Origin of the sequence: Janthinobacterium lividum (assembly GCF_011601275.1) — a bacterium.
Classification (GTDB): Bacteria; Pseudomonadota; Gammaproteobacteria; order Burkholderiales; family Burkholderiaceae_D; genus Janthinobacterium; species Janthinobacterium lividum_E.
In genome coordinates, this window is the sequence record NZ_JAAOLY010000001.1 from 578,833 (window position 1) to 597,428 (window position 18,596).

General features: G+C 61.4%; 16 protein-coding genes and 1 rRNA gene. 9 read left to right on the forward strand and 8 right to left on the reverse strand.

What is annotated here, in order from left to right; translation table 11 throughout:
- Window positions 1-12: 12 nt before the first annotated feature.
- From GYK42_RS02695 to GYK42_RS02715, 5 genes are all read right to left on the reverse strand, one after another.
- Window positions 13-801 (reverse strand): enoyl-CoA hydratase/isomerase family protein, encoded by a 789-nt coding sequence (locus GYK42_RS02695; RefSeq protein WP_166446208.1) that lies wholly within the window; start codon window positions 799-801, stop codon window positions 13-15.
- A gap of 12 nt (window positions 802-813) precedes the next feature.
- On the reverse strand, window positions 814-2,436 hold the full coding sequence (locus tag GYK42_RS02700; RefSeq protein ID WP_166446209.1) for a carboxyl transferase domain-containing protein: 1,623 nt from the start codon (window positions 2,434-2,436) through the stop codon (window positions 814-816).
- Between the two features lie 40 nt (window positions 2,437-2,476).
- Entirely contained in the window at window positions 2,477-2,929 is a 453-nt protein-coding gene (locus tag GYK42_RS02705) for a YchJ family protein (protein ID WP_166446210.1), read from the reverse strand.
- 80 nt (window positions 2,930-3,009) lie between these two features.
- Window positions 3,010-4,296, reverse strand: coding sequence for a D-amino acid dehydrogenase (locus tag GYK42_RS02710; RefSeq protein ID WP_166446211.1), 1,287 nt, complete (start codon window positions 4,294-4,296; stop codon window positions 3,010-3,012).
- A gap of 81 nt (window positions 4,297-4,377) precedes the next feature.
- Window positions 4,378-5,706 (reverse strand): serine hydrolase domain-containing protein, encoded by a 1,329-nt coding sequence (locus GYK42_RS02715; RefSeq protein WP_166446212.1) that lies wholly within the window; start codon window positions 5,704-5,706, stop codon window positions 4,378-4,380.
- A gap of 226 nt (window positions 5,707-5,932) precedes the next feature.
- Here GYK42_RS02715 and GYK42_RS02720 point away from each other — a divergent pair, with 226 nt between their 5' ends.
- On the forward strand, window positions 5,933-6,673 hold the full coding sequence (locus GYK42_RS02720; protein ID WP_034752424.1) for a GntR family transcriptional regulator: 741 nt from the start codon (window positions 5,933-5,935) through the stop codon (window positions 6,671-6,673).
- 2 nt (window positions 6,674-6,675) lie between these two features.
- Here the strand turns inward: GYK42_RS02720 and GYK42_RS02725 are convergent, their stop codons facing one another.
- Both GYK42_RS02725 and GYK42_RS02730 read right to left on the reverse strand, forming a co-directional pair.
- Window positions 6,676-7,824 carry a nuclear transport factor 2 family protein gene (locus GYK42_RS02725; RefSeq protein ID WP_166446213.1) on the reverse strand — a complete coding sequence of 383 codons (1,149 nt, stop codon included), beginning with the start codon at window positions 7,822-7,824 and terminating at the stop codon, window positions 6,676-6,678.
- 127 nt (window positions 7,825-7,951) lie between these two features.
- Window positions 7,952-9,010 (reverse strand): helix-turn-helix transcriptional regulator, encoded by a 1,059-nt coding sequence (locus GYK42_RS02730; protein WP_166446214.1) that lies wholly within the window; start codon window positions 9,008-9,010, stop codon window positions 7,952-7,954.
- A gap of 176 nt (window positions 9,011-9,186) precedes the next feature.
- Between GYK42_RS02730 and GYK42_RS02735 the strand changes: the two genes are divergently transcribed.
- The 7 genes from GYK42_RS02735 to GYK42_RS02765 all read left to right on the forward strand — a co-directional run bounded on the left by GYK42_RS02735 (window position 9,187) and on the right by GYK42_RS02765 (window position 16,636).
- The gene (locus GYK42_RS02735; protein ID WP_166446215.1) at window positions 9,187-10,068 is read left to right on the forward strand and encodes an N-acetylmuramic acid 6-phosphate etherase; all 882 of its coding nucleotides are present in this window, start codon (window positions 9,187-9,189) and stop codon (window positions 10,066-10,068) included.
- A 45-nt stretch (window positions 10,069-10,113) separates the two neighbouring features.
- A complete protein-coding gene (locus tag GYK42_RS02740) occupies window positions 10,114-11,412 on the forward strand; it encodes an MFS transporter (protein ID WP_166446216.1) in 1,299 nt (432 codons plus the stop codon).
- A 91-nt stretch (window positions 11,413-11,503) separates the two neighbouring features.
- A complete protein-coding gene (locus tag GYK42_RS02745; protein ID WP_205711243.1) occupies window positions 11,504-13,165 on the forward strand; it encodes a glycoside hydrolase family 10 protein in 1,662 nt (553 codons plus the stop codon).
- Window positions 13,166-13,258: 93 nt separating this feature from the next.
- Window positions 13,259-14,239 (forward strand): BadF/BadG/BcrA/BcrD ATPase family protein, encoded by a 981-nt coding sequence (locus tag GYK42_RS02750; protein WP_240943396.1) that lies wholly within the window; start codon window positions 13,259-13,261, stop codon window positions 14,237-14,239.
- Window positions 14,236-15,036 carry an N-acetylmuramoyl-L-alanine amidase gene (locus GYK42_RS02755; protein WP_070303133.1) on the forward strand — a complete coding sequence of 267 codons (801 nt, stop codon included), beginning with the start codon at window positions 14,236-14,238 and terminating at the stop codon, window positions 15,034-15,036. The genes GYK42_RS02750 and GYK42_RS02755 overlap by 4 nt, the downstream gene beginning before the upstream one ends.
- An 83-nt stretch (window positions 15,037-15,119) precedes the next feature.
- Window positions 15,120-16,022: a LysR family transcriptional regulator gene (locus GYK42_RS02760; protein ID WP_166446218.1), complete on the forward strand. Its 903-nt coding sequence runs from the start codon at window positions 15,120-15,122 to the stop codon at window positions 16,020-16,022.
- Window positions 16,022-16,636, forward strand: coding sequence for a M15 family metallopeptidase (locus GYK42_RS02765; RefSeq protein ID WP_166446219.1), 615 nt, complete (start codon window positions 16,022-16,024; stop codon window positions 16,634-16,636). Before GYK42_RS02760 ends, GYK42_RS02765 begins: the two co-directional genes overlap by 1 nt.
- Here the strand turns inward: GYK42_RS02765 and GYK42_RS02770 are convergent, their stop codons facing one another.
- A complete protein-coding gene (locus GYK42_RS02770) occupies window positions 16,637-18,016 on the reverse strand; it encodes a sodium-dependent transporter (protein WP_166446220.1) in 1,380 nt (459 codons plus the stop codon).
- 485 nt (window positions 18,017-18,501) lie between these two features.
- Here GYK42_RS02770 and GYK42_RS02775 point away from each other — a divergent pair.
- A 16S ribosomal RNA gene (locus tag GYK42_RS02775) occupies window positions 18,502-18,596 on the forward strand; the annotation flags it as partial.

An 18,596-nucleotide genomic window follows, 5' to 3' on the forward strand; every position in this document is an offset into this window, starting at 1 on the left:
CCAATGATATTGCTAGCCCATGAGCCAACTCGGCTTGCGCTTGTCGAGGAACGATTGCACGCCTTCGCGGCCCTGTTCCGACGCGCGGATCTGCGCGATGCGCTCGGCGGTATCCGCCAGCAGCGCGTCGTCGACCGGCTGGCCAACGATCTCGCGCACCAGCATTTTCGCTTGCGCCACGGCGTGCGGGCTGTTGCCCGTCAGCGCTTTCAACACCTCGGCGGTTTTCGCGTCCAGCGCGCTTGCCTCGACTACCTCGTGGGCAAAGCCGATGCGTAGCGCTTCCTGAGCGGAGAATCGCTCCGCGGTCAGGAAATAGCGGCGTGCCGCGTTTTCGCCCATGGCCTTGATGACATACGGTGAAATAGTGGCCGGGATCAGTCCCAGGCGCACCTCGCTCAGGCAGAAATGCACGTCTTCCGCAGCCAGAATGATATCGCATGCGGCGACCAGGCCCATGCCGCCCGCATAACAGTCGCCCTGGATCTTCGCCACGATGGGCTTGGGACACAGGTAAATCGTGCGCAGCATCTGCGCCAGCTGCAGTGCGTCGCCCTGGTTTTCGGCATGCGTGTAGCCTGCCATCTTCTTCATCCAGTTCAAGTCCGCACCGGCGCAGAAGGCCGCGCCATTAGCCGCCAGCACGATGGCGCGCACCATGTCGCTGCGTCCCAGCCCTTCGAAGGCGCGCGCCAGTTCGGCGATCGTCGTCTCGTTGAAGGCGTTGCGCACGTCGGGACGGTTCAGGGTCACGGTGGCGACATTGCCCTCGATGACCAGTTTTAAGGTTTCAAATTCCATGTTTTTGCTCCCTTACATGCGGAATACGCCGAACTTCGTGTCCGGGATTTCGGCGTTGAGCGCTGCCGACAGGCCCAGGCCCAGCACCATGCGGGTGTCGGCCGGGTCGATCACGCCGTCGTCCCACAGGCGCGCGGTGGCGTAGTACGGGTGGCCCTGGTGCTCGTATTGATCCTTGATCGGCTGCTTGAAGGCCGCTTCCTCGTCCGCGCTCCATGCGCCGCCCTTGCCTTCGATGCCGTCGCGCTTGACGGTCGCCAGCACGGAAGCGGCCTGGTCGCCGCCCATGACGGAAATGCGCGCATTCGGCCACATCCACATGAAACGTGGGGAAAACGCGCGGCCGCACATGCCGTAATTGCCGGCGCCGAAGCTGCCGCCGATGATGACCGTGAACTTCGGCACGGCGGCCGTGGCGACAGCCGTCACCATCTTGGCGCCGTTGCGGGCGATGCCCTCGTTTTCGTATTTGCGGCCCACCATGAAGCCCGTGATATTTTGCAAAAACACGAGCGGGATCTTGCGCTGGCAGCACAATTCGATGAAATGTGTGCCTTTCAGCGCCGATTCCGAGAACAAGATGCCGTTGTTGGCGATGATGCCGACTTTGACGCCATAGATATGCGCAAAGCCGCAGATCAGGGTGGTGCCGTAGCGGGCCTTGAATTCGTCGAAATCGCTGCCGTCGACGATGCGCGCGATCACTTCGCGTACATCGAAGGGCTTGCGCGTATCGACGGGGATCACGCCATACAGTTCCTGCGTCGGGTATTTCGGTTCGACGGATGCGCGCAAGTCCATCTGCTGCGGTTTTTTGCGGTTCAGGTTCGAGACGATGGTGCGCGCCAGCGACAGCGCGTGCAGATCGTTCTGCGCCAGATGGTCGACCACGCCGGACAAGCGCGTATGCACGTCGCCGCCGCCCAGGTCTTCTGCCGTCACCACTTCCCCGGTGGCCGCTTTTACCAGCGGCGGGCCGCCGAGGAAAATCGTGCCCTGCTCCTTGACGATGATCGATTCGTCGCTCATGGCCGGCACGTAGGCGCCGCCGGCCGTGCAAGAACCCATCACGACGGCGATTTGCGGAATGCCCTTGGCCGACAGGTTCGCCTGGTTGTAGAAGATGCGGCCGAAATGGTCGCGGTCGGGGAAGACGTCGTCCTGGTTCGGCAGATTGGCGCCGCCCGAGTCGACCAGGTAGATGCACGGCAGGTTGTTCTGGTCGGCGATTTCCTGGGCGCGCAAATGCTTTTTCACCGTCATCGGGTAATACGTGCCGCCCTTGACGGTGGCGTCGTTGCACACGATGACGCATTCCTGGCCCGAAACCCTGCCGATGCCGGTGATGATGCCGGCGGAAGGGGCCGCATCGACGCCCTTGGCGTCCTGGTACATGGCGTAGGCCGCCATCTGGGAAAACTCGAGGAAGGGCGTGCCGGGATCGAGCAGCATCTGCACTCTGTCGCGCGGCAGCAGCTTGCCGCGCGCCAGGTGCTTGGCGGCAGCCGCTTCGCCGCCGCCGGCCGCGATCTTTTCCACCTTGTCGCGCAAATCGTCGACGATGGATTGCATGGCCGCGGCATTGGCCTTGAAATCTTCACTGCGCGGATTGAGTTTGCTTTCGATGTGCGGCATTGCGGTTCCTTTTTATTATCGCCCGGTCTCTCGGGTCGCGCTATTCGGGAAAACTGCCGTCGAGATAAAACCAGCGCAGGGCGCCATCACCGCTCTTGTCCGCCTCGCGCACGAAGCGGCTCACTTCATGCAGGCGATGCGCGCGGCCGTTGACCTTGTAGCGGGCCACGAATTCCACGCTGTCGCGGTGTATCTCTTCGGCTTGATCTGCTGATACTGCTTTACGTTGACGTAAACGTAAAGCAGATTTTACCTCAAGTCCCAGCCAGTGGACTTTTTCTTCTTCGGCAAATAAAGCGTCGGTGGGACGGGTGCTGGCATGCCAGGTGGCAAGCAGATACGGTTCGTCTCGCAAGGTAAACGCCGTGTAGCGCGAACGCATCAGGATTTCGGCCGTGGGCGGCAAGGCATCGCCCGCGATATACGGGCCGCAGCAGCTGGCGTAGGAGGCGCCGCCACAGGGGCAGGCGGCAGATGTCGAGAGTGTGGGCATGCGCTGGCAAATAGGGAACTGAAAAGTTCCGCAATTATCCGCCATAACGGCGGCGCCGGTCGCCGCTGCCGCCGGTCCGCCTATTTTTTAGGCGCGAGGAAGTCCAGCGCGAACGGCGGCGCCTTGCCGGCCATCAGGTCGGCCAGGATGCGCGCCGTGCCGGCGGCAAAGGTAAAGCCCAGCGGGCCATGGCCAACGTTCAGCCACAAGTTCGCCACTTTGCTGGCGCCCACCAGCGGCGCGCTGTTCGGCGTGGCGGGGCGCAGGCCGGCCCAGGCCGTGGCCTGGTCGTAGTCGGCGCCGTGCGGCATGGCTTCGCGCGCCAGCCGCGTCAGGCCGGCGATGCGGCCCCAGTCGATGCTGTTGTCGGCGCCCACCATGTCGACCATGGCGGCCACGCGCAAGTCGCCACCGATGCGCGCATACAGCACCTTGCGTTCGAAATCCGTGATGCTGATCTCGGGCGCGCGGTGCTGGGCGCGGATGGGCGCCGTCAGGCTGTAGCCCTTCAGCGGATACAGGGGCAGGTAGATGCCCGCCGTGGCGGCCAGGTCGCGGCTCTGGATGCCGGCCGCCAGCACATAGTGATCCGCTTGCAGCAAGCCCAGGCTGGTGTCGACGCCAGTGATCCTGCCCTTGTGCGTGACGAGGCGGCGCGCCTCGCCTTTTAATATGAGCGAACAATTCGGATGCTGCAGCAGGCGCGCTTCCAGCGCCAGGCAAAAGGCGTGGCAATCGGCTACCGCTTCGCCCTGCGTAAAGATGCCACCCGCCAGGGAATCCCGCAAGGCGGCCAGCGCCGGTTCGCGCTGCGCGGCTTCCAGCGGCGACAAGACGATGCGCGCCTCTTCCGATTCGGGCCGCGCCACGGCACGCTGGAAGATAGCGGGCGAGCGGTAGACGATGAGCTTGCCCGCATCGCGGCGCGCATACGCTTCCGGCGGCACGGTCAATTCCAGCTGGGCCATGCCGGCGCGGCTCCATTCTCCCAGTTGCAGCAGCTTGGCCGTCGTGCGGGCGTTGCTGGCGCTGTTGCAATTGCGCAGGAAGCTGGACAACCAGCGCCACTGGCGCCAGTCGGCCTCGGGACGGAAGCGCAGCGGACCATCTTTCTGCAGCAGCCATTGCAGGGCCTTGAAGGGCACGCCCGCGTCCGCCAGCGGTGCCACATAGCGATAGCTGAGCTGGCCGCCATTGCGGTAGCTGGCGGCGATCGCCACCTGTTCATTGCGTTCCAGTAAGGTGACCTTGTAGCCGGCCTCGGCCAGCCACCAGGCCGATGTCAGACCGACGACGCCGCCGCCGATGATGATGACTTGTTGCTGCATGTTGCCTCGCTGCGTTGCGCTCCCATGGTGCGGGAGCATTCGGGACGAGCTTAGAGGCTGGCCGTCAACGCAGCCAATGAAACATCATGGTGCAGCCATAACTTTCAGGAATGCACCATTTCAAGGCAAGGGCTGATTGTTGTCAATCGCACCACGGTATAGCGCGGTGAGTATCAATTCCTCGCTGCGCCCCATGGCGGAATACGTGCCCGGATAGCGTTCCGGATCGCTGCCCGTGCCGCCCACCAGCATCACCATGCCGTTCCTGTTCTTGAAATCGAGCACGAAGGCGGAGACGAGGCCATACGCGTCGCCCAGGTGGCCCACGGCCGTGAAGCTGGCGCCCTCGACCAGACGGTTGCCCTGCCCGGCCACCGCATCGAACTGCTGGTTGCCCAGGCCCCAGGCGCGGTACAGGCCCCGTTCGCTGTCGCCATTGCTGGCATCGGGCGCCAGCTGCCATTGGCGGCCAAACATCAAGGCGATGCTGGCCGGCTGCAATAGCTGCGTATTCCGGTAGCGGCCGCCGTCGAGCAGCATCTGCATGACCTTGCCCAGTCCCGCGGCGGAAATGCGCAAGCCGCCCGTGGGACTGAAGACGGTGGCGTTGCTGCCGATCACATAACGCTCGATGCCGGCCGGCGGGCGCTGGTAAAAATCGTCGGCCTGGGCGATCCATGGCCCTTGCGGCTGCCAGGTTTCCGTGTCCAGGGTGCGCTTGCGGTACAGGGTGGCCGTGTTCGCCACGTCCTCTGCCGGGAATGCGGCCGGATTGTAGCCGCCGCGCACATCGAGCGGATCAAGCAGCAGGCGCCGCATCAGCAAATCGAAGCGCTCTCCCGTGACTTTTTCCATCACGGTGCCGATCACGCCCCAGTTCAGGTTGGCATACGTAAAATAGCGGCCCGGCGCCGTTTGCTTGTCCCACATGCTGTCGCCGCCAGCCGTAAACACGTCGCGCAGGCTGCGTTCCGGCCCCCATGCATAGCCGCCCGCGTCGCGCAGCGAGGAAGTGTGGCTGAGCAGGCTGCGCAAGGTCAGCGCTTGCTGGGGGAAATGCGGGTTGCGCAGGGAAAAGCCCAGGTAGATCCCCACGTCCTGGTCCAGGCTCAGTTTGCCCTGCTCGACCAGCCGCATCAGGCCCAGGGTGGTCATCATCTTTGAAACCGAGGCGATGCGGAACAGGGTGGCCGGCGTCACGGGCAAGCTGTCCGCCGGCGTGGCGCCGATGTGCCGGTCGCCGAATTGCTGCTGATACGACACCTTGCCGTGGCGGATGGCCAGCACGGAAAGGCTGGCCAGCGGGTGGGCCGCATCGTCGACGATGGCCGATAGCGTGGCATCGAGCGCGCGCTGCTGGTCGTTGCCGCCACCGGGCGGGGCGGCCAGCGCGCTCCAGGTCGTGCCCAGCAGCAGCAAGCCCAGCAAACCCGTCATTTTATTGTGCATGTTTCCTGTTTCACGGCGTAGTGGAGGCATCGCCAGCATAGGGCGGGATGCTTCACGACGCCAATGAAAATTGCATATTTATCTATAATGCAAAGCTATACGTACGGTAAAACATTGTTTTTTTAAATGTATAACCGTTATTTATGGTCATTTTCCATTTATTCATGGGTGGACGGGCTACGCACAAGCGCCATCGCTATTACACTAGGAGGACAAGGAGAACTGTATGAGCCAGACCAGCGTAGAACTCAAGGTCGATTTAAATGACAATTCGCCTTTATATATGCAGATCGCCCGCAAGTTGAGCGATGACGTACGCAACGGCCGCTACCAGGTAGACCAGGCCCTGCCATCCGAACGTACCCTGTCCGAACTGCTCGACGTATCGCGCGTGACCGCCCGCAAGGCCATCGACCAGCTCGTCGAGCAAGGCCTCGTCGTGCGCCGCCGCGGTTCGGGCAACTATATTGCCCCGCGCATCGAACAGCCGCTGTCGAACCTGTCGAGCTTTTCCGAGCAACTGCAGCAGCGCGGCTACCGCCCCGGTTCGCGCTGGCTCAAGCGCGAAGTTGTCATCGCCAGCAGCGATGAACAGCTGAGCCTGGGCCTGGCGCAGAACACGAAAGTGGCGCGCCTGGAGCGCTTGCGCCTGGCCGACGATGTGGTGATGGCGTATGAGGTGAGCGTGCTGCCGTTCAGCGTGGTGCCGGACCCGGACGCCATGGGCGATTCGCTGTATGAATACTTGAGCAGCATCAAGAAGGCCCCCGTGCGCGCCTTGCAGCACATCCGCGCCATGAATGCGACGGACGTGCTGGCCAAGCAACTGGGCATCCCCGATGGCCAGGCCGTGCTGTTCATCACGCGCATCGCCTACCTGGAGACGGGCGAAGCGGTGGAACTCACGCATTCGTATTGTCGCAGCGACCATTACGACTTTGTCGCCGAAATGCGCCGCGCGCCATAAACTTACTGCTCGATCAGGCGGATCATGGATTCCGCCACGCCGACGGACGACTCCCAGCTCATGCCGGTCACCAGCCGGCCATCGACCTCGACGTGGCTCTGTCCGTTGGCGCCGTGCCTGAATATGCCGCCATGGCGCTTGATGCTGCCTTCCGCCGAAAAGGGATAGGCCTTGTAGATCGGCGATTCCTTGTTGAGAAACGCATCGGGAAACGAGGTCAGCGTCTTGCCCTGGATGAGGAAAGTACCGTCGCTGAGCTTCAGGTTCTTGATGCCCTCGGTGCCCTGGCAGATGGCCGCGATCACTCCGCCTTGTTGTTCGTAGATACGCAAGGCGATGTCCTGCAGCGGCTTGTTGTCCGGGACGCCGACGATGGCCGCGCCGCCGCCGACGAAAGCCATGCCCGCGTACTCGTCTGCCCTGACCTCGGCGACGGGCCTGGTATGGGCCAGTGCCCACATGAAATCACTGTCGTACAGATGCTGCTTGAGCAGCGCGTCCGACGTGACGATCATTTCCAATGGAACGGCGCCACCCTCGGGACTGACGAAGTCGACCGCGTACCCTGCTTTGCGAAAGGCATCATAGGCATAGGCCAGCTCGGGAAAATTATTGCCAGCGTTAATTTTCGTGCCGGGATATTGATGCACGTTCGACACGACCAGCAGCACCTTGCGTGCGTGGCGCGGGGCTGCTGGCTCGCGATCGGCCGACTTGCTGATGATCTTCCAGTTGCCGGCGATCTTTTTCAAAAGGAAGACATCCACATAGCGCACCCCTTGCTGGGGAATGTGGATCTCGGCCTTGGCGGTGGCCACCTTGCCGCTCACCTCCACCTTGATCAGCCGCCCGTGGCGCCCATTGAATTGCCCTTTTTTCTCCTCACTAAAGAGTTTGGCATATTCCGGACCGCTCAACTGCCATTGCGTATCGTCTTTACCGTCCAGGTAAAGGCGGGCGTTGGCATAGAAGGCCTGGTTGATCTCGTCCTGTACATTGAAGCTGGTGCCATGCAGATACAAGCGTACGGTTTCCCGAATGGCATTTTCGTCCTGGTCCGCGGTGGCGGCGGTGCCGACGGCGGAGATGCAAAACAAGCAACAGGCGAGTATCGTTCGCACTAAAAACTGAATCATGGATTTACCCTGCATGTAGAACTGCGTTTATCGGAGCAACGACTATTTCAGGTCGCTGGTGGTCGATAATTTAGCGAAGTGCAGGGGAATGGATGTCGCCAAACAGGATGTCAGACTCCGGAATGGCGATTCAGGAGTGGTTTCATGCGGAAACGGCCCCGGCCGCCTGGCCCGATTGGGCGCGGTAGCTGGCGGGTGTCTGTCCAGCCACTTTCTTGAAGGTCGAGTAAAAGGTGGAACTGGAGTTGAAGCCGCAGCGCTCGGCAACGATATCCATGTTCAGTTGCGGTTCGCCGCTCAATACCTGTTTCGCCTCGGCGATACGGAATTCGTTGACGTAAGTAGTGAAGCTCTTGCCCAGCTTGTCATTGAGTACTTGCGACACTTGCGCCTGCGTACATCCGGCCCGCTTGGCCAGTTGGGCCAGGGTCAGATTCGGATTCAGATAGGATTTCTGCCCGCTCATCTGTTGTTCCAGCGCGGCGAGCACGGCAAGCCCATCCTCGTGCGCCAGGCGGTTATGCTGGTACTTTTCCTTCGGCTCGGCAGGAGTCGAGGTTTCCTTTCTCAGCAGAAAGACCATGACCGCGACATGCAGCGAGAAGGTGAACGACAAGGCGCCGACGATATAGGATGTGAACGGCGTGCTCGCGTACGCCGCCAGCATGACACCGCTGCCTGCAAAGACGCTCAGCAGGAGCACGCTGCTGGTCGCCATCCGCTGTCCTTCGTTCCGCCATGCACGGCGGCTGTGCCAGAGCAGCCTGGCGGTTGCCAGCAGGTAGCCTAGCCAGAACACATGAATCGCATGGCTCGACTGGTCCCACACAGAACGATACGCGGAATAGGGAAAGGCAACGCCGATGCCAATGAACAGGAAGGACACGCCCAGATGCCAACGCCATTGTTGTCCGGCAGGCAGTTGCGTGTGCCCGGCCAAGAAAGAGCGCACATAGAGATAGGTCAAGGGACCGATCAGCAAGCAGGCCGACAGGCCCAGCTGGCGGAACTCGATGGCGATCGCCGGGTTGAAGAAGAGAAAGGCGGATTTGGCGGTGCGCACCCCGACGGCAAGCAGCAATGCGCCGAGCATGCAGTCGGCCAGGCAGCGAGGCCGGCGACTGAAAAAATAGACGGCCAGGAAAATGCCGTTGATGGCGCCAAGGGCGCTAAACAGGAACAGCAATTGGCGAGCGATCATGGCGCATGTCGTGGATTAGGGCGTCGAAGCCAAGTATAGACACAAACGGCACCGTACCGAAGTACAAATATCCTGCACCAGCCATAAACTCCCGTTATGCCCGCCCGTCATCCTTTCATGGCTGATCTTGCTCGTTGGTATTAAACTGGTTTCACCTTCAACCATGTTCTGAAATCATGTTGAAAACTGAAACCCCGAGCCGGCGGCATCCGGATCTGGACCTGTATCCGGTGGAGCAACTGGTCGCGGCGCTGGTCGATGACCAGTTCTGGGCCATCGAGGCCGTGCGGCTGGCGTCCCCCGACATTGCCTCCGCCATCACGGCCGCCCTGCCCCGCATCGCGGCCGGTGGACGATTGCTGTATGTGGGCGCGGGCACGTCGGGCCGCCTGGGCGTGCTCGACAGTGTTGAACTCAATCCCACGTTTTCCTGGCCGCCCGAGCGGGCCGTCGCCATCCTGGCCGGCGGCGCGGGCGCCATGTTTACGGCGGTCGAAGGGGCGGAAGATGATTTGCAGCAAGGTGAGGCGGACTTGCTGGCCTTGCAGCCGCAAGACAATGACGTGGTGATCCTGCTGGCCGCCTCCGGCGCCACGCCGTATGTGCTGGGCGCCCTGCTGGCCGCGCGCAAGGCCGGCGCCTTGACCATTGGCATCGCCAACAATGTGGACGCCCCCGTGGCGCACGAGGCGCAATGCGGCATCGTGCTCGACACGGGCACGGAAGTCATTTCCGGCAGCACGCGTTTGAAAGCGGGCACGGCGCAAAAAATAACCTTGAACACGATTTCCAGCGCTCTGATGGTCGGTTTGCACAAGACTTACGGAAACTTGATGGTAGACTTGAAGCCGACCAACGCCAAGCTGATCTGGCGGGCGGTGCGTCTGACCATGCATGCCACCGGCGCCAGCGAGGCGCAGGCCAGGACCGTGCTGGAGCAATGCCAATTTCACGTCAAGGTAGCGATTGTTGCCTTGATCAAAAAAATCAACACAAACCAGGCACAGGCATTGTTGGCCGGCGCGAACGGCAGTGTGCGGGCGGCACTGGCGGCGTGATCCGATGGCGCGGCATTCTTCTGTCTGGGAGACAAAGAAGGATGTATGGAGCTAGTGAAACAAACCGCCCCGGCGCGCGTGAAAAATCCGTGGCTGTGGATCCCTTCCCTGTATTTCGGCCAGGGCATCCCCTATGTAGTGGTCATGACCTTGTCCGTGATCATGTACAAGAACTACGGTTTTTCCAATACCGATATCGCGCTGTACACGAGCTGGCTGTACTTGCCGTGGGTCATCAAGCCCCTGTGGTCGCCCTTCATCGATATGTACCGCACCAAGCGCTTCTGGATCGTCGGCTTGCAGCTGGTGATCGGCGCCGCGCTGGCGCTGGTGGCCCTGACGACTTCGCTGCCGCACTTTTTCCAGATCAGCCTGGCCATCTTTTGGCTGATGGCCTTCAGTTCCGCCACGCATGACATCGCCGCCGACGGCTTTTATATGCTGGGCCTGGAAGAGCACCAGCAGGCGGCCTTCGTCGGCGTGCGCAGCACGTTTTATCGCCTGGCGATGATCGCCGGCCAGGGCGGCCTCGTGTATCTGGCCGGCTATCTGACGCATGCGACGGGCAATGTGCAACTGGCCTGGTCCGTCGTGTTTGCCATCCTGGCGGGTCTGTTCATCGCCCTTTTCCTGTACCACTACTTCGTTTTACCCAAGCCGAAGGACGACCGTCCCAGCATCCAGGGTGCCGGTGTTTCTCCTTTGCAAGAATTCGTCGCCACCTTTGCTTCCTTCTTCAAGAAGAAGGATATTTTCATCATCCTGGGCTTTCTGCTGCTGTTCCGCCTGGGCGAGGCGCAACTGCTCAAGCTGGCCGCGCCCTTCCTGCTCGACCCCGTCGCCAAGGGCGGCCTGGGCCTCAGCACGGAACAGGTAGGCCTCGTCTACGGCACCATCGGCGTGATCGCCCTGACCCTGGGTGGCTTGCTGGGCGGATTCATCATTTCCCGTTTCGGCTTGAAACGCTGCCTGTGGATCATGGTGCTGTCCGTCCACCTGCCCGACCTGGTGTTTGTTTACCTGGCCAGCGCCTTGCCCAGCAGCATTTATGTGATCGCCGGTGGCATTGCGTTGGAGCAATTCGGCTATGGCTTCGGTTTCGCCTCCTACATGTTGTACATGATCATGGTCTCCGATGGCGCGCATAAAACGGCCCATTACGCCATCTGCACGGGTTTCATGGCTCTGGGCATGATGTTGCCGGGCATGGCCAGCGGCTGGATACAGCAAATGCTCGGCTACCAGCACTTCTTCATCTGGGTCTGCATCGCCACCATTCCTGCTTTCATCATGGCCGCGCTGGTCAAGATCGATCCCGAATTCGGCAAGAAGGCCGAGGCCTGATTCTTTTGAAGCGTGCGCCCGCATGGATGGCGGGCGCACAGTAAAATGCCCGCACCGATAGACCTGCGCTTCACCACTGCAAGGAATTGTTTTGTTGTCTACTTTCAAAAAACGCCTGGGCGCCAGCGCCGGCGTATTGGCCGCGCTGGCCACCGCCACATTGCTCAGCAGCTGTACCAGCACCAAGCTGCCATCGGCAGTGACACCGGGCGAAGCGGGTTTGCCGGCCGTGCCGCCCGTGCAGCACATCACGGGCGAAGTGCCGCCGCCGGCGCCGCGCGAATTCCGCGCCGCCTGGGTCTCTACTGTCGCCAATATCGACTGGCCCAGCCGCAGCAACTTGCCTGTCGCCAAGCAGCAAGCGGAAGCGCTGGCCATCCTCGACCGCGCCAAGTCCTTGAATCTGAACGCGATTGTGCTGCAAGTGCGCCCTAGCGCCGACACGATTTACCCATCGCAACTGGAACCGTGGTCGGAATACCTGACCGGCAAGCAAGGCCAGCCGCCGTTACCGATGTATGACCCGCTGGCCTTCTGGGTGGCGCAGGCGCATGCGCGGGGCCTGGAATTGCACGCCTGGTTCAATCCGTACCGGGCCCGTCACGCGACGGCCAAGTCGCCGCTGGCGCGCGACAGTTTCGCGTCCACCAACCCGGCGTCCGTCAAGCAATACGGCCGCTACCTGTGGATGGACCCGGGTGACGCCGCCGCGTCCAAGCACACGACGGACGTGGTGCTCGATGTGGTGCGCCGCTACGATATCGATGGCGTGCATATCGACGACTACTTTTATCCGTATCCGATCGACGCGCCTGGCGCCGGCGCCGGTGCTGAAACAGCCGCGCTGGACGCGGGCAATGGCGGCGCCAAGCGCGAACTGCAGTTTCCCGATGAGCCTTCCTGGCAGCAATATCTGCTGGCCGGCGGCCAGCTGGACCGCGCTTCCTGGCGCCGCCAGAACGTCAACCAGCTGATCGAAGCCTTATACACAGGCATCCACCGCGAAAAGAGCTGGGTGCGCTTCGGCATCAGCCCGTTCGGCATCGGCCGTCCCGACCGCCGCCCTGCCGGCATCGTCGGCTTCAGCCAGTACGATAAATTGTATGCGGATGCGGAACTGTGGCTGGCCAAGGGCTGGCTCGACTATCTGTCGCCGCAGCTGTACTGGCCAGTGGCGCAGGCGCCGCAAGCGTTTGGCGTGCTGCTCGACTACTGGCTGGCGCAAAACCCGTATGGCCGCCACGTATGGCCGGGTTTATATACGAGCCGTATCGACAATTCCGCCAAGTCCTTCACGCCGCAAGAGATCATCAAGCAGATCGAAGTGACGCGCACGCGCCCCGGCGCGAATGGACAAGTGCATTTCAGCATGGTGCCCCTGATGCAGAACCGCAAGGGTGTCAGCGAGCAACTCAAGGCGACCGTGTATCAAAGCCCTGCCCTGATTCCCGCCACGCCGTGGCTGGGCAAGGAAGCACCGGGTACGCCCGTGCTGGCCTTGCGCCGCGATTCCGCCAGCCTGAACGTCAAATTGACGGCGGGCGGCGGCAAACCCGTGGCGCAGTACGCCGTCTGGGCCCGCTACGGCGAAGACTGGCGTTTTACCGTGGTCACGGGCGTGCAAGGCGAGCTGACCCTGGTCGACGATTCCGTTGGTAAAGTCAATGCGGTGGTGGTCAGCGCCGTGGACCGCCTTGGCAATGAAAGCCCCCGCGTTACCGTCCGCGCACCGTTTACGGTCGCCGCCAAGTAATTTTGCTGGTTTACCGGCAGTCCATAACCTGCAGGCATGAAACATGCGCAAGCTTTCATGCCTGCAAGCTCCGCTTGGCTTTACACTCATGCCATGATTTCCTTCCCCGCAAACAATATTGACACTGCCGTGCTCGGGCTGGGCATCGACGCGGGCGGCACGCAAACGCGCTGGGCTTTGGCCGGCGCGGACGGTGTCATCGTGGCCGACGGGGCCGTGGAAGGCTTGTCTGCCTTGCAAATGAGCAGCGATGTGGGCCGCGCAGCCGTGCACGCCACGTTTGCGAAATTGTCTCAGGCTGTGCTGGCCGTTGGCCAGCCGCGCGCCGTGGTGGCGGGCTTGACGGGCTTTGGCGGCGACGATGTGACGCTGGCGCACATGCTGGCGGACTTGCTGGCGCTGGCCGCCGTCGACGTCCGCTTGGGCAACGATATCGACATTGCCTATCGCGACAGTTTTGAACCCGGCGAAGGTTACCTGGTCTACGCTGGCACGGGCTCGATTGCCGCCTGGATCGATGTCGATGGCGTGTTTCACCGCGCAGGCGGGCGTGGCGTGCTGCTCGACGATGGCGGTGGGGGTTACTGGATCGCGCGCGAAGCCTTGCGCCACATCTGGCGCCGCGAAGACGAAGCGCCCGGCAGCTGGCAAGCGTCGCCCATGGCCGAGGCCGTGTTTGCGCAACTGGGCGGCAGCGACTGGTCGCTGTCGCGCGCCTTCATGTATGGCCAGGACCGGGGCGCCATCGGCCGGCTGGCGCTGGCCGTGGCCGCCAGTGCGGATGCCGACCCGCTGGCGCTGGACATCTTGCAGCGCGCGGGACAGGAATTGGCGCGTTTGGCGCAGGCCCTGACGGCGCGCTACGGTCCGCGTCCCGTGGTGTTGGCCGGGCGTGCGGCGCAATTGCACCCGGCTATCGCGGCAGCCATGCGCGCCGCTTTGCCTGTATCGTTGACGATGGAACAGAAAGTTGCCCGTCCGCATGAAGCGGCGGCCAGGATCGCCGTCAAGACGGCCATCAAGACACAGGCCAACACTGAACATTTTATTAACCCGATCACGGATCTTTCATGAAAAAAATCGCCCTCGCCCTGCTGGTGGCCCTGCTCTCCGCCTGTACCACGCCCGCGCCGCACCTCGACCACAGTTTGAACGCGCGCAGCCAGAGCCCGCGCGTGAAATTCATCGTCATCCATTACACGGTCAGCGACCTGCCCCGCTCGATCAAGATCCTGACGGAACAAGTGGTCAGCAGCCATTATTTGCTGACGGACACGGACAAGCCGAAGTTTTACGTGCTGGTCGACGAATCGCGCCAAGCCAATCACGCGGGTGTGAGTAACTGGAAGACTTATACACAGTTGAATGTCAGCTCGATCGGTATCGAGATCGTCAACCCTGGCTACAAGGACACGCCGGAAGGCCGCCTCTGGTATCCGTTCCCACAGGCACAGATCGATGAGCTGATTCCGCTGTTGAAAGATATCCAGGCGCGCTACAACATCGCGCCGGAAAATATCCTGGGCCACAATGAAATCGCGCCGCAGCGCAAGCAGGACCCGGGACCGCTGTTTCCCTGGCGCCAGCTGGCCGATGCGGGCCTGATCGTCTGGCCCGATGCCAACCGTGTTGCAGCGCAGCGCCTTATTTTTGAGCAGCAAGTGCCAGACGCCGTCTGGTTCCAGAAAAAGCTGGCCCAGCACGGCTATGCGACGCCGAACACGGGCGTTTTCGACGAAGCGACGCGCAATGTGCTGATCGCCTTCCAGATGAAATACCGCAACACCTTGTTTGACGGCACACCCGACGGCGAAACGGCGGCCCTGCTGGAAGTGCTGACGACGCCGGCGCCAGTTGTTGTTGCAAAGTAGCATGGCCGTTCCAGCCCATGACTTTTTCTTATATGCTGAACGTTGACGGCCCAGGCGGCCACGGCAAGGTAAAGGAATAGCTCATGCGGCTGCGTCATATCGAAGTGTTTCACGCCATCATGCAAGTTGGCACCATCAGCGGCGCCGCCCAGGTGCTGCATATCTCGCAACCGGCCGTGACCAAGGTCTTGCAGCATTGCGAGTTGCAACTGGGCATGCCGTTGTTTGAGCGCGTGCGGGGCAAGCTGTACCCGAAACCTGAGGCGCACCGTTTGTTTGTCGAGACGGAAAAGCTCAACCGCGATTTGTTGGGTATCCGCCGCCTGGCGGCCAGCCTGAAGGGGCATGCAGTGGAAACCATCCGCCTGGTCTCCACGCCGACGATCGCCATCAGCGTCTTGCCGTTTGCCATGACGGAGTGGCGGCGCGACTTTCCCCACACGCGTTGCCAGCTGGCCACCCACCATACGGGCGAGATCGTCAATACCTTGCGCCTCGGTGAAGCGGACCTGGCCGTATCGCTGCAAGACCCGCGTCATCCGGGCATCGTGGCCGAACCGATCGCGCAGGGCGTCATGACGGTCATCGCGCCAGCCGGCACCTGGCGCGCGGCCGATTGCGGCACCCCGTTGACGGCGCATGGCCTGAGTGGCGAGCTGATCGGCCATGCGGACAATGATCCGCTGGGTGAACTGGTGGTCGCCGCCTGCGAAGCGCAGGATATCCACCCCGTCTTTAGTACCGTGGTGCAAACTTATCAAATCGCCCGCTCGCTGGTGGAGGCGGGCGCCGGCATGGCCGTGGTCGATCCGTTTACGGCCGCGTCCGGCTCGCCCGAGCTGTTGCAGCGCCGTCCCTGGGCACCCACGATCCCGATCCAGCTGTATTTATTGACGGCGGGCCACTCACCGCTGTCGCATGGCGCGCGGCGCCTGGCCGACAGCATCGGCGTGGCGGCGCGTAATTGTCTGGAAAGAGGAGTCTGATGTCTGTTGCAAGTCTGCAATTGGAAGCGGTGAGTAATGATCCGCAATTTCGTCACCTGAGCAGCATCGCCGGCATCGCCGTCGATCTGCGCTATGCCACGCCCGACAATTTCGTCGGCCGCGATTTATACAGCCCCATCGATTGCGCCTGGCTGCACCGCGATGCGGCTGCGGCCCTGGAACAGGCAGTGGCCTGGCTGGCCGAGCGGCATCCCGATCATCATCTGCTGGTGCTCGACGCCCTGCGCCCGCAGCGGGTGCAGCAGCAGTTGTGGGATGCGCTGCAGGGAACGGAGTTGCTCGGCTATATCGCGGAACCGTCGCGCGGCTCGATCCACTCCTTCGGCATGGCGCTCGACATCACCATCGTCGGGCCGGACGGGCAGGAACTGGACATGGGCACGGGCTTTGACGACCTGAGTGAGCGCTCGCACCCCGCGCTGGAGCTGGTCTTGCTGGAGAAGGGGGAAATTACCGAAGAGCAAGTGGAACATCGCCGATTGCTGCGAGACGCCATGTTCCAGGCGGGCTTCTTCGGCATCAACAGCGAATGGTGGCATTTCGATTGCGGCGACCGGGTGCTGGTGCGCCAGACCTACACCCGGGTACTCTGATTAAAAGACCTTCAGACCCTTCAGCATCACGATCAGGATCAAGACGGGCGAGACAAAGCGCAGCAGGAACAGCAGCACATGCGCCAATTCTCTGTTCTGCAATTGGCCATGATTGCTGATCGCTTCAATGAAATGGTCTTTGCCCCAGGCCCAGCCTGTAAACAAGGCAATCGCGATACCGCCTACTGGCAGGAAGATATTCGACGAGACAAAGTCGAACAGATCAAACATATTCAAGTTAAACAGCTTGAAGTCCGCCAGGGTGCTGTTACTGAGCGCGCATACGGAACCGAGCACGGCCAGCAGCAGCATGGTCACGATGGTGGCCCTGGTGCGCGTCCAGCCGAAGCGCTCATGGAAAATCACCACGGGCACTTCCATCAGCGACAGCATCGCGCCTGTGGCGGCGACGGCGGCGAGGATGAAAAACACCACCATCAGGGCTTGCCCCATGGGGATTTGCGAGAACACGGCGGGAATGGTGATGAACACCAGCGATGGTCCCGCACTGGGAGCAAAACCGAACGTGAACACGGCGGGAAAGATGGCGATGCCGGCCAGCATCGATACGCCGAGGTCGGCCGCCATCACGCGCAGGGTCGTGACGGGGATATTCTGGTCATCGCGGAAATAGCTGCCGTAGGTCATCATCGTGCCCATGCCGACGGACAATTTGAAGAAGGCCAGGCCCATGGCTGTCAGCACGACGGAAGCCGTCAGTTTGGAAAAGTCGGGACGGAACAGGAAAGCCAGGCCTTCGCCCGCTTTATCGAGCGACAGGCTGACCGCGCAGAGCAGGAGCAACAGCAGGAACAGCAGCGGCATCAGTTTCTTGGCGATCGCCTCGATGCCCTTGGTTACGCCCAGCATCAATATGCCGCCAATAAACAGCAGCACGCCCCATTGCCACAGCAGCGATTGCAGTGGATTGCTGATCAGGGAGGCGAAGGCCGCTTCCGTCACCAGCTTGTCGCTGCTGAGGATGGAGCCGTCGATGGCCTTGGCGATATAGGCAAACACCCAGCCCACCACTTCCGAATAGAACGCGACGATCAGGAAGGCGGCCACCATGCCGATGACGCCAACCAGCCACCAGGGCTTGCCCTTCGGTGCCAGTTGTTCCATGGTCGAGATGGGATTGACCTTGGCGCGGCGTCCCAGGGTGATTTCCGCGATCATCACGGGCAATCCCACTAACAAGGTAGCGAGCAGATAGATGAGCAGGAAGCCGGCGCCGCCATTGGCGCCTGTCAGATAGGGGAACTTCCAGATGTTGCCGAGACCGACTGCGGAACCGAGGGTGGCGGCGAGGACGCCGAAGCCAGTGGTAAAGCCAGCTCGTTTCAGGGTCAGGCCTGATCCTTGAGCTTGTTGTTTCATGGTGAATCTTCTATGGTGGGACGCGAATTTGCGCTGAGGGGGCGAAATTGTAGCAGTTGGCCGCAAATACCCCGGAAAAGCCTTGCTACTACGGGGGCGCTTTGCTATAGTTCGCCTCCCCAATGAGACGCACTAGTTTGCGGCACAAAAGGGACAGTCTTTCGAGGCTGGGTAGTAGAAAAGAAGGAGTTGACGATTGTGCTGAAATGCTTCATACTCTTCCTTCTTCGCAGCTGACAAACACAACGCTTTGTCGATAGCGCGAAAGTAGCACCGAATACAGTTCTTTAACAATTAACAGTCGATAAGTGTGGGCATTTGATGCAAGTGCAGCAGCGATCTTCGGATCGGTGTAAAACTTAAAATATCAAATGTTCACAAGAAATAATGAAATAGGCGCTACGAAAGTAGTGGCCTGTCAGTTTTTTGAGTGAGCGACCCATCAGCAATGATGGTGCCGGTAAAACGGCAAAGTAACAGAGATTAAACTGAAGAGTTTGATCCTGGCTCAGATTGAACGCTGGCGGCATGCCTTACACATGCAAGTCGAACGGCAGCACGGAGCTTGCTCTGGTGGCGA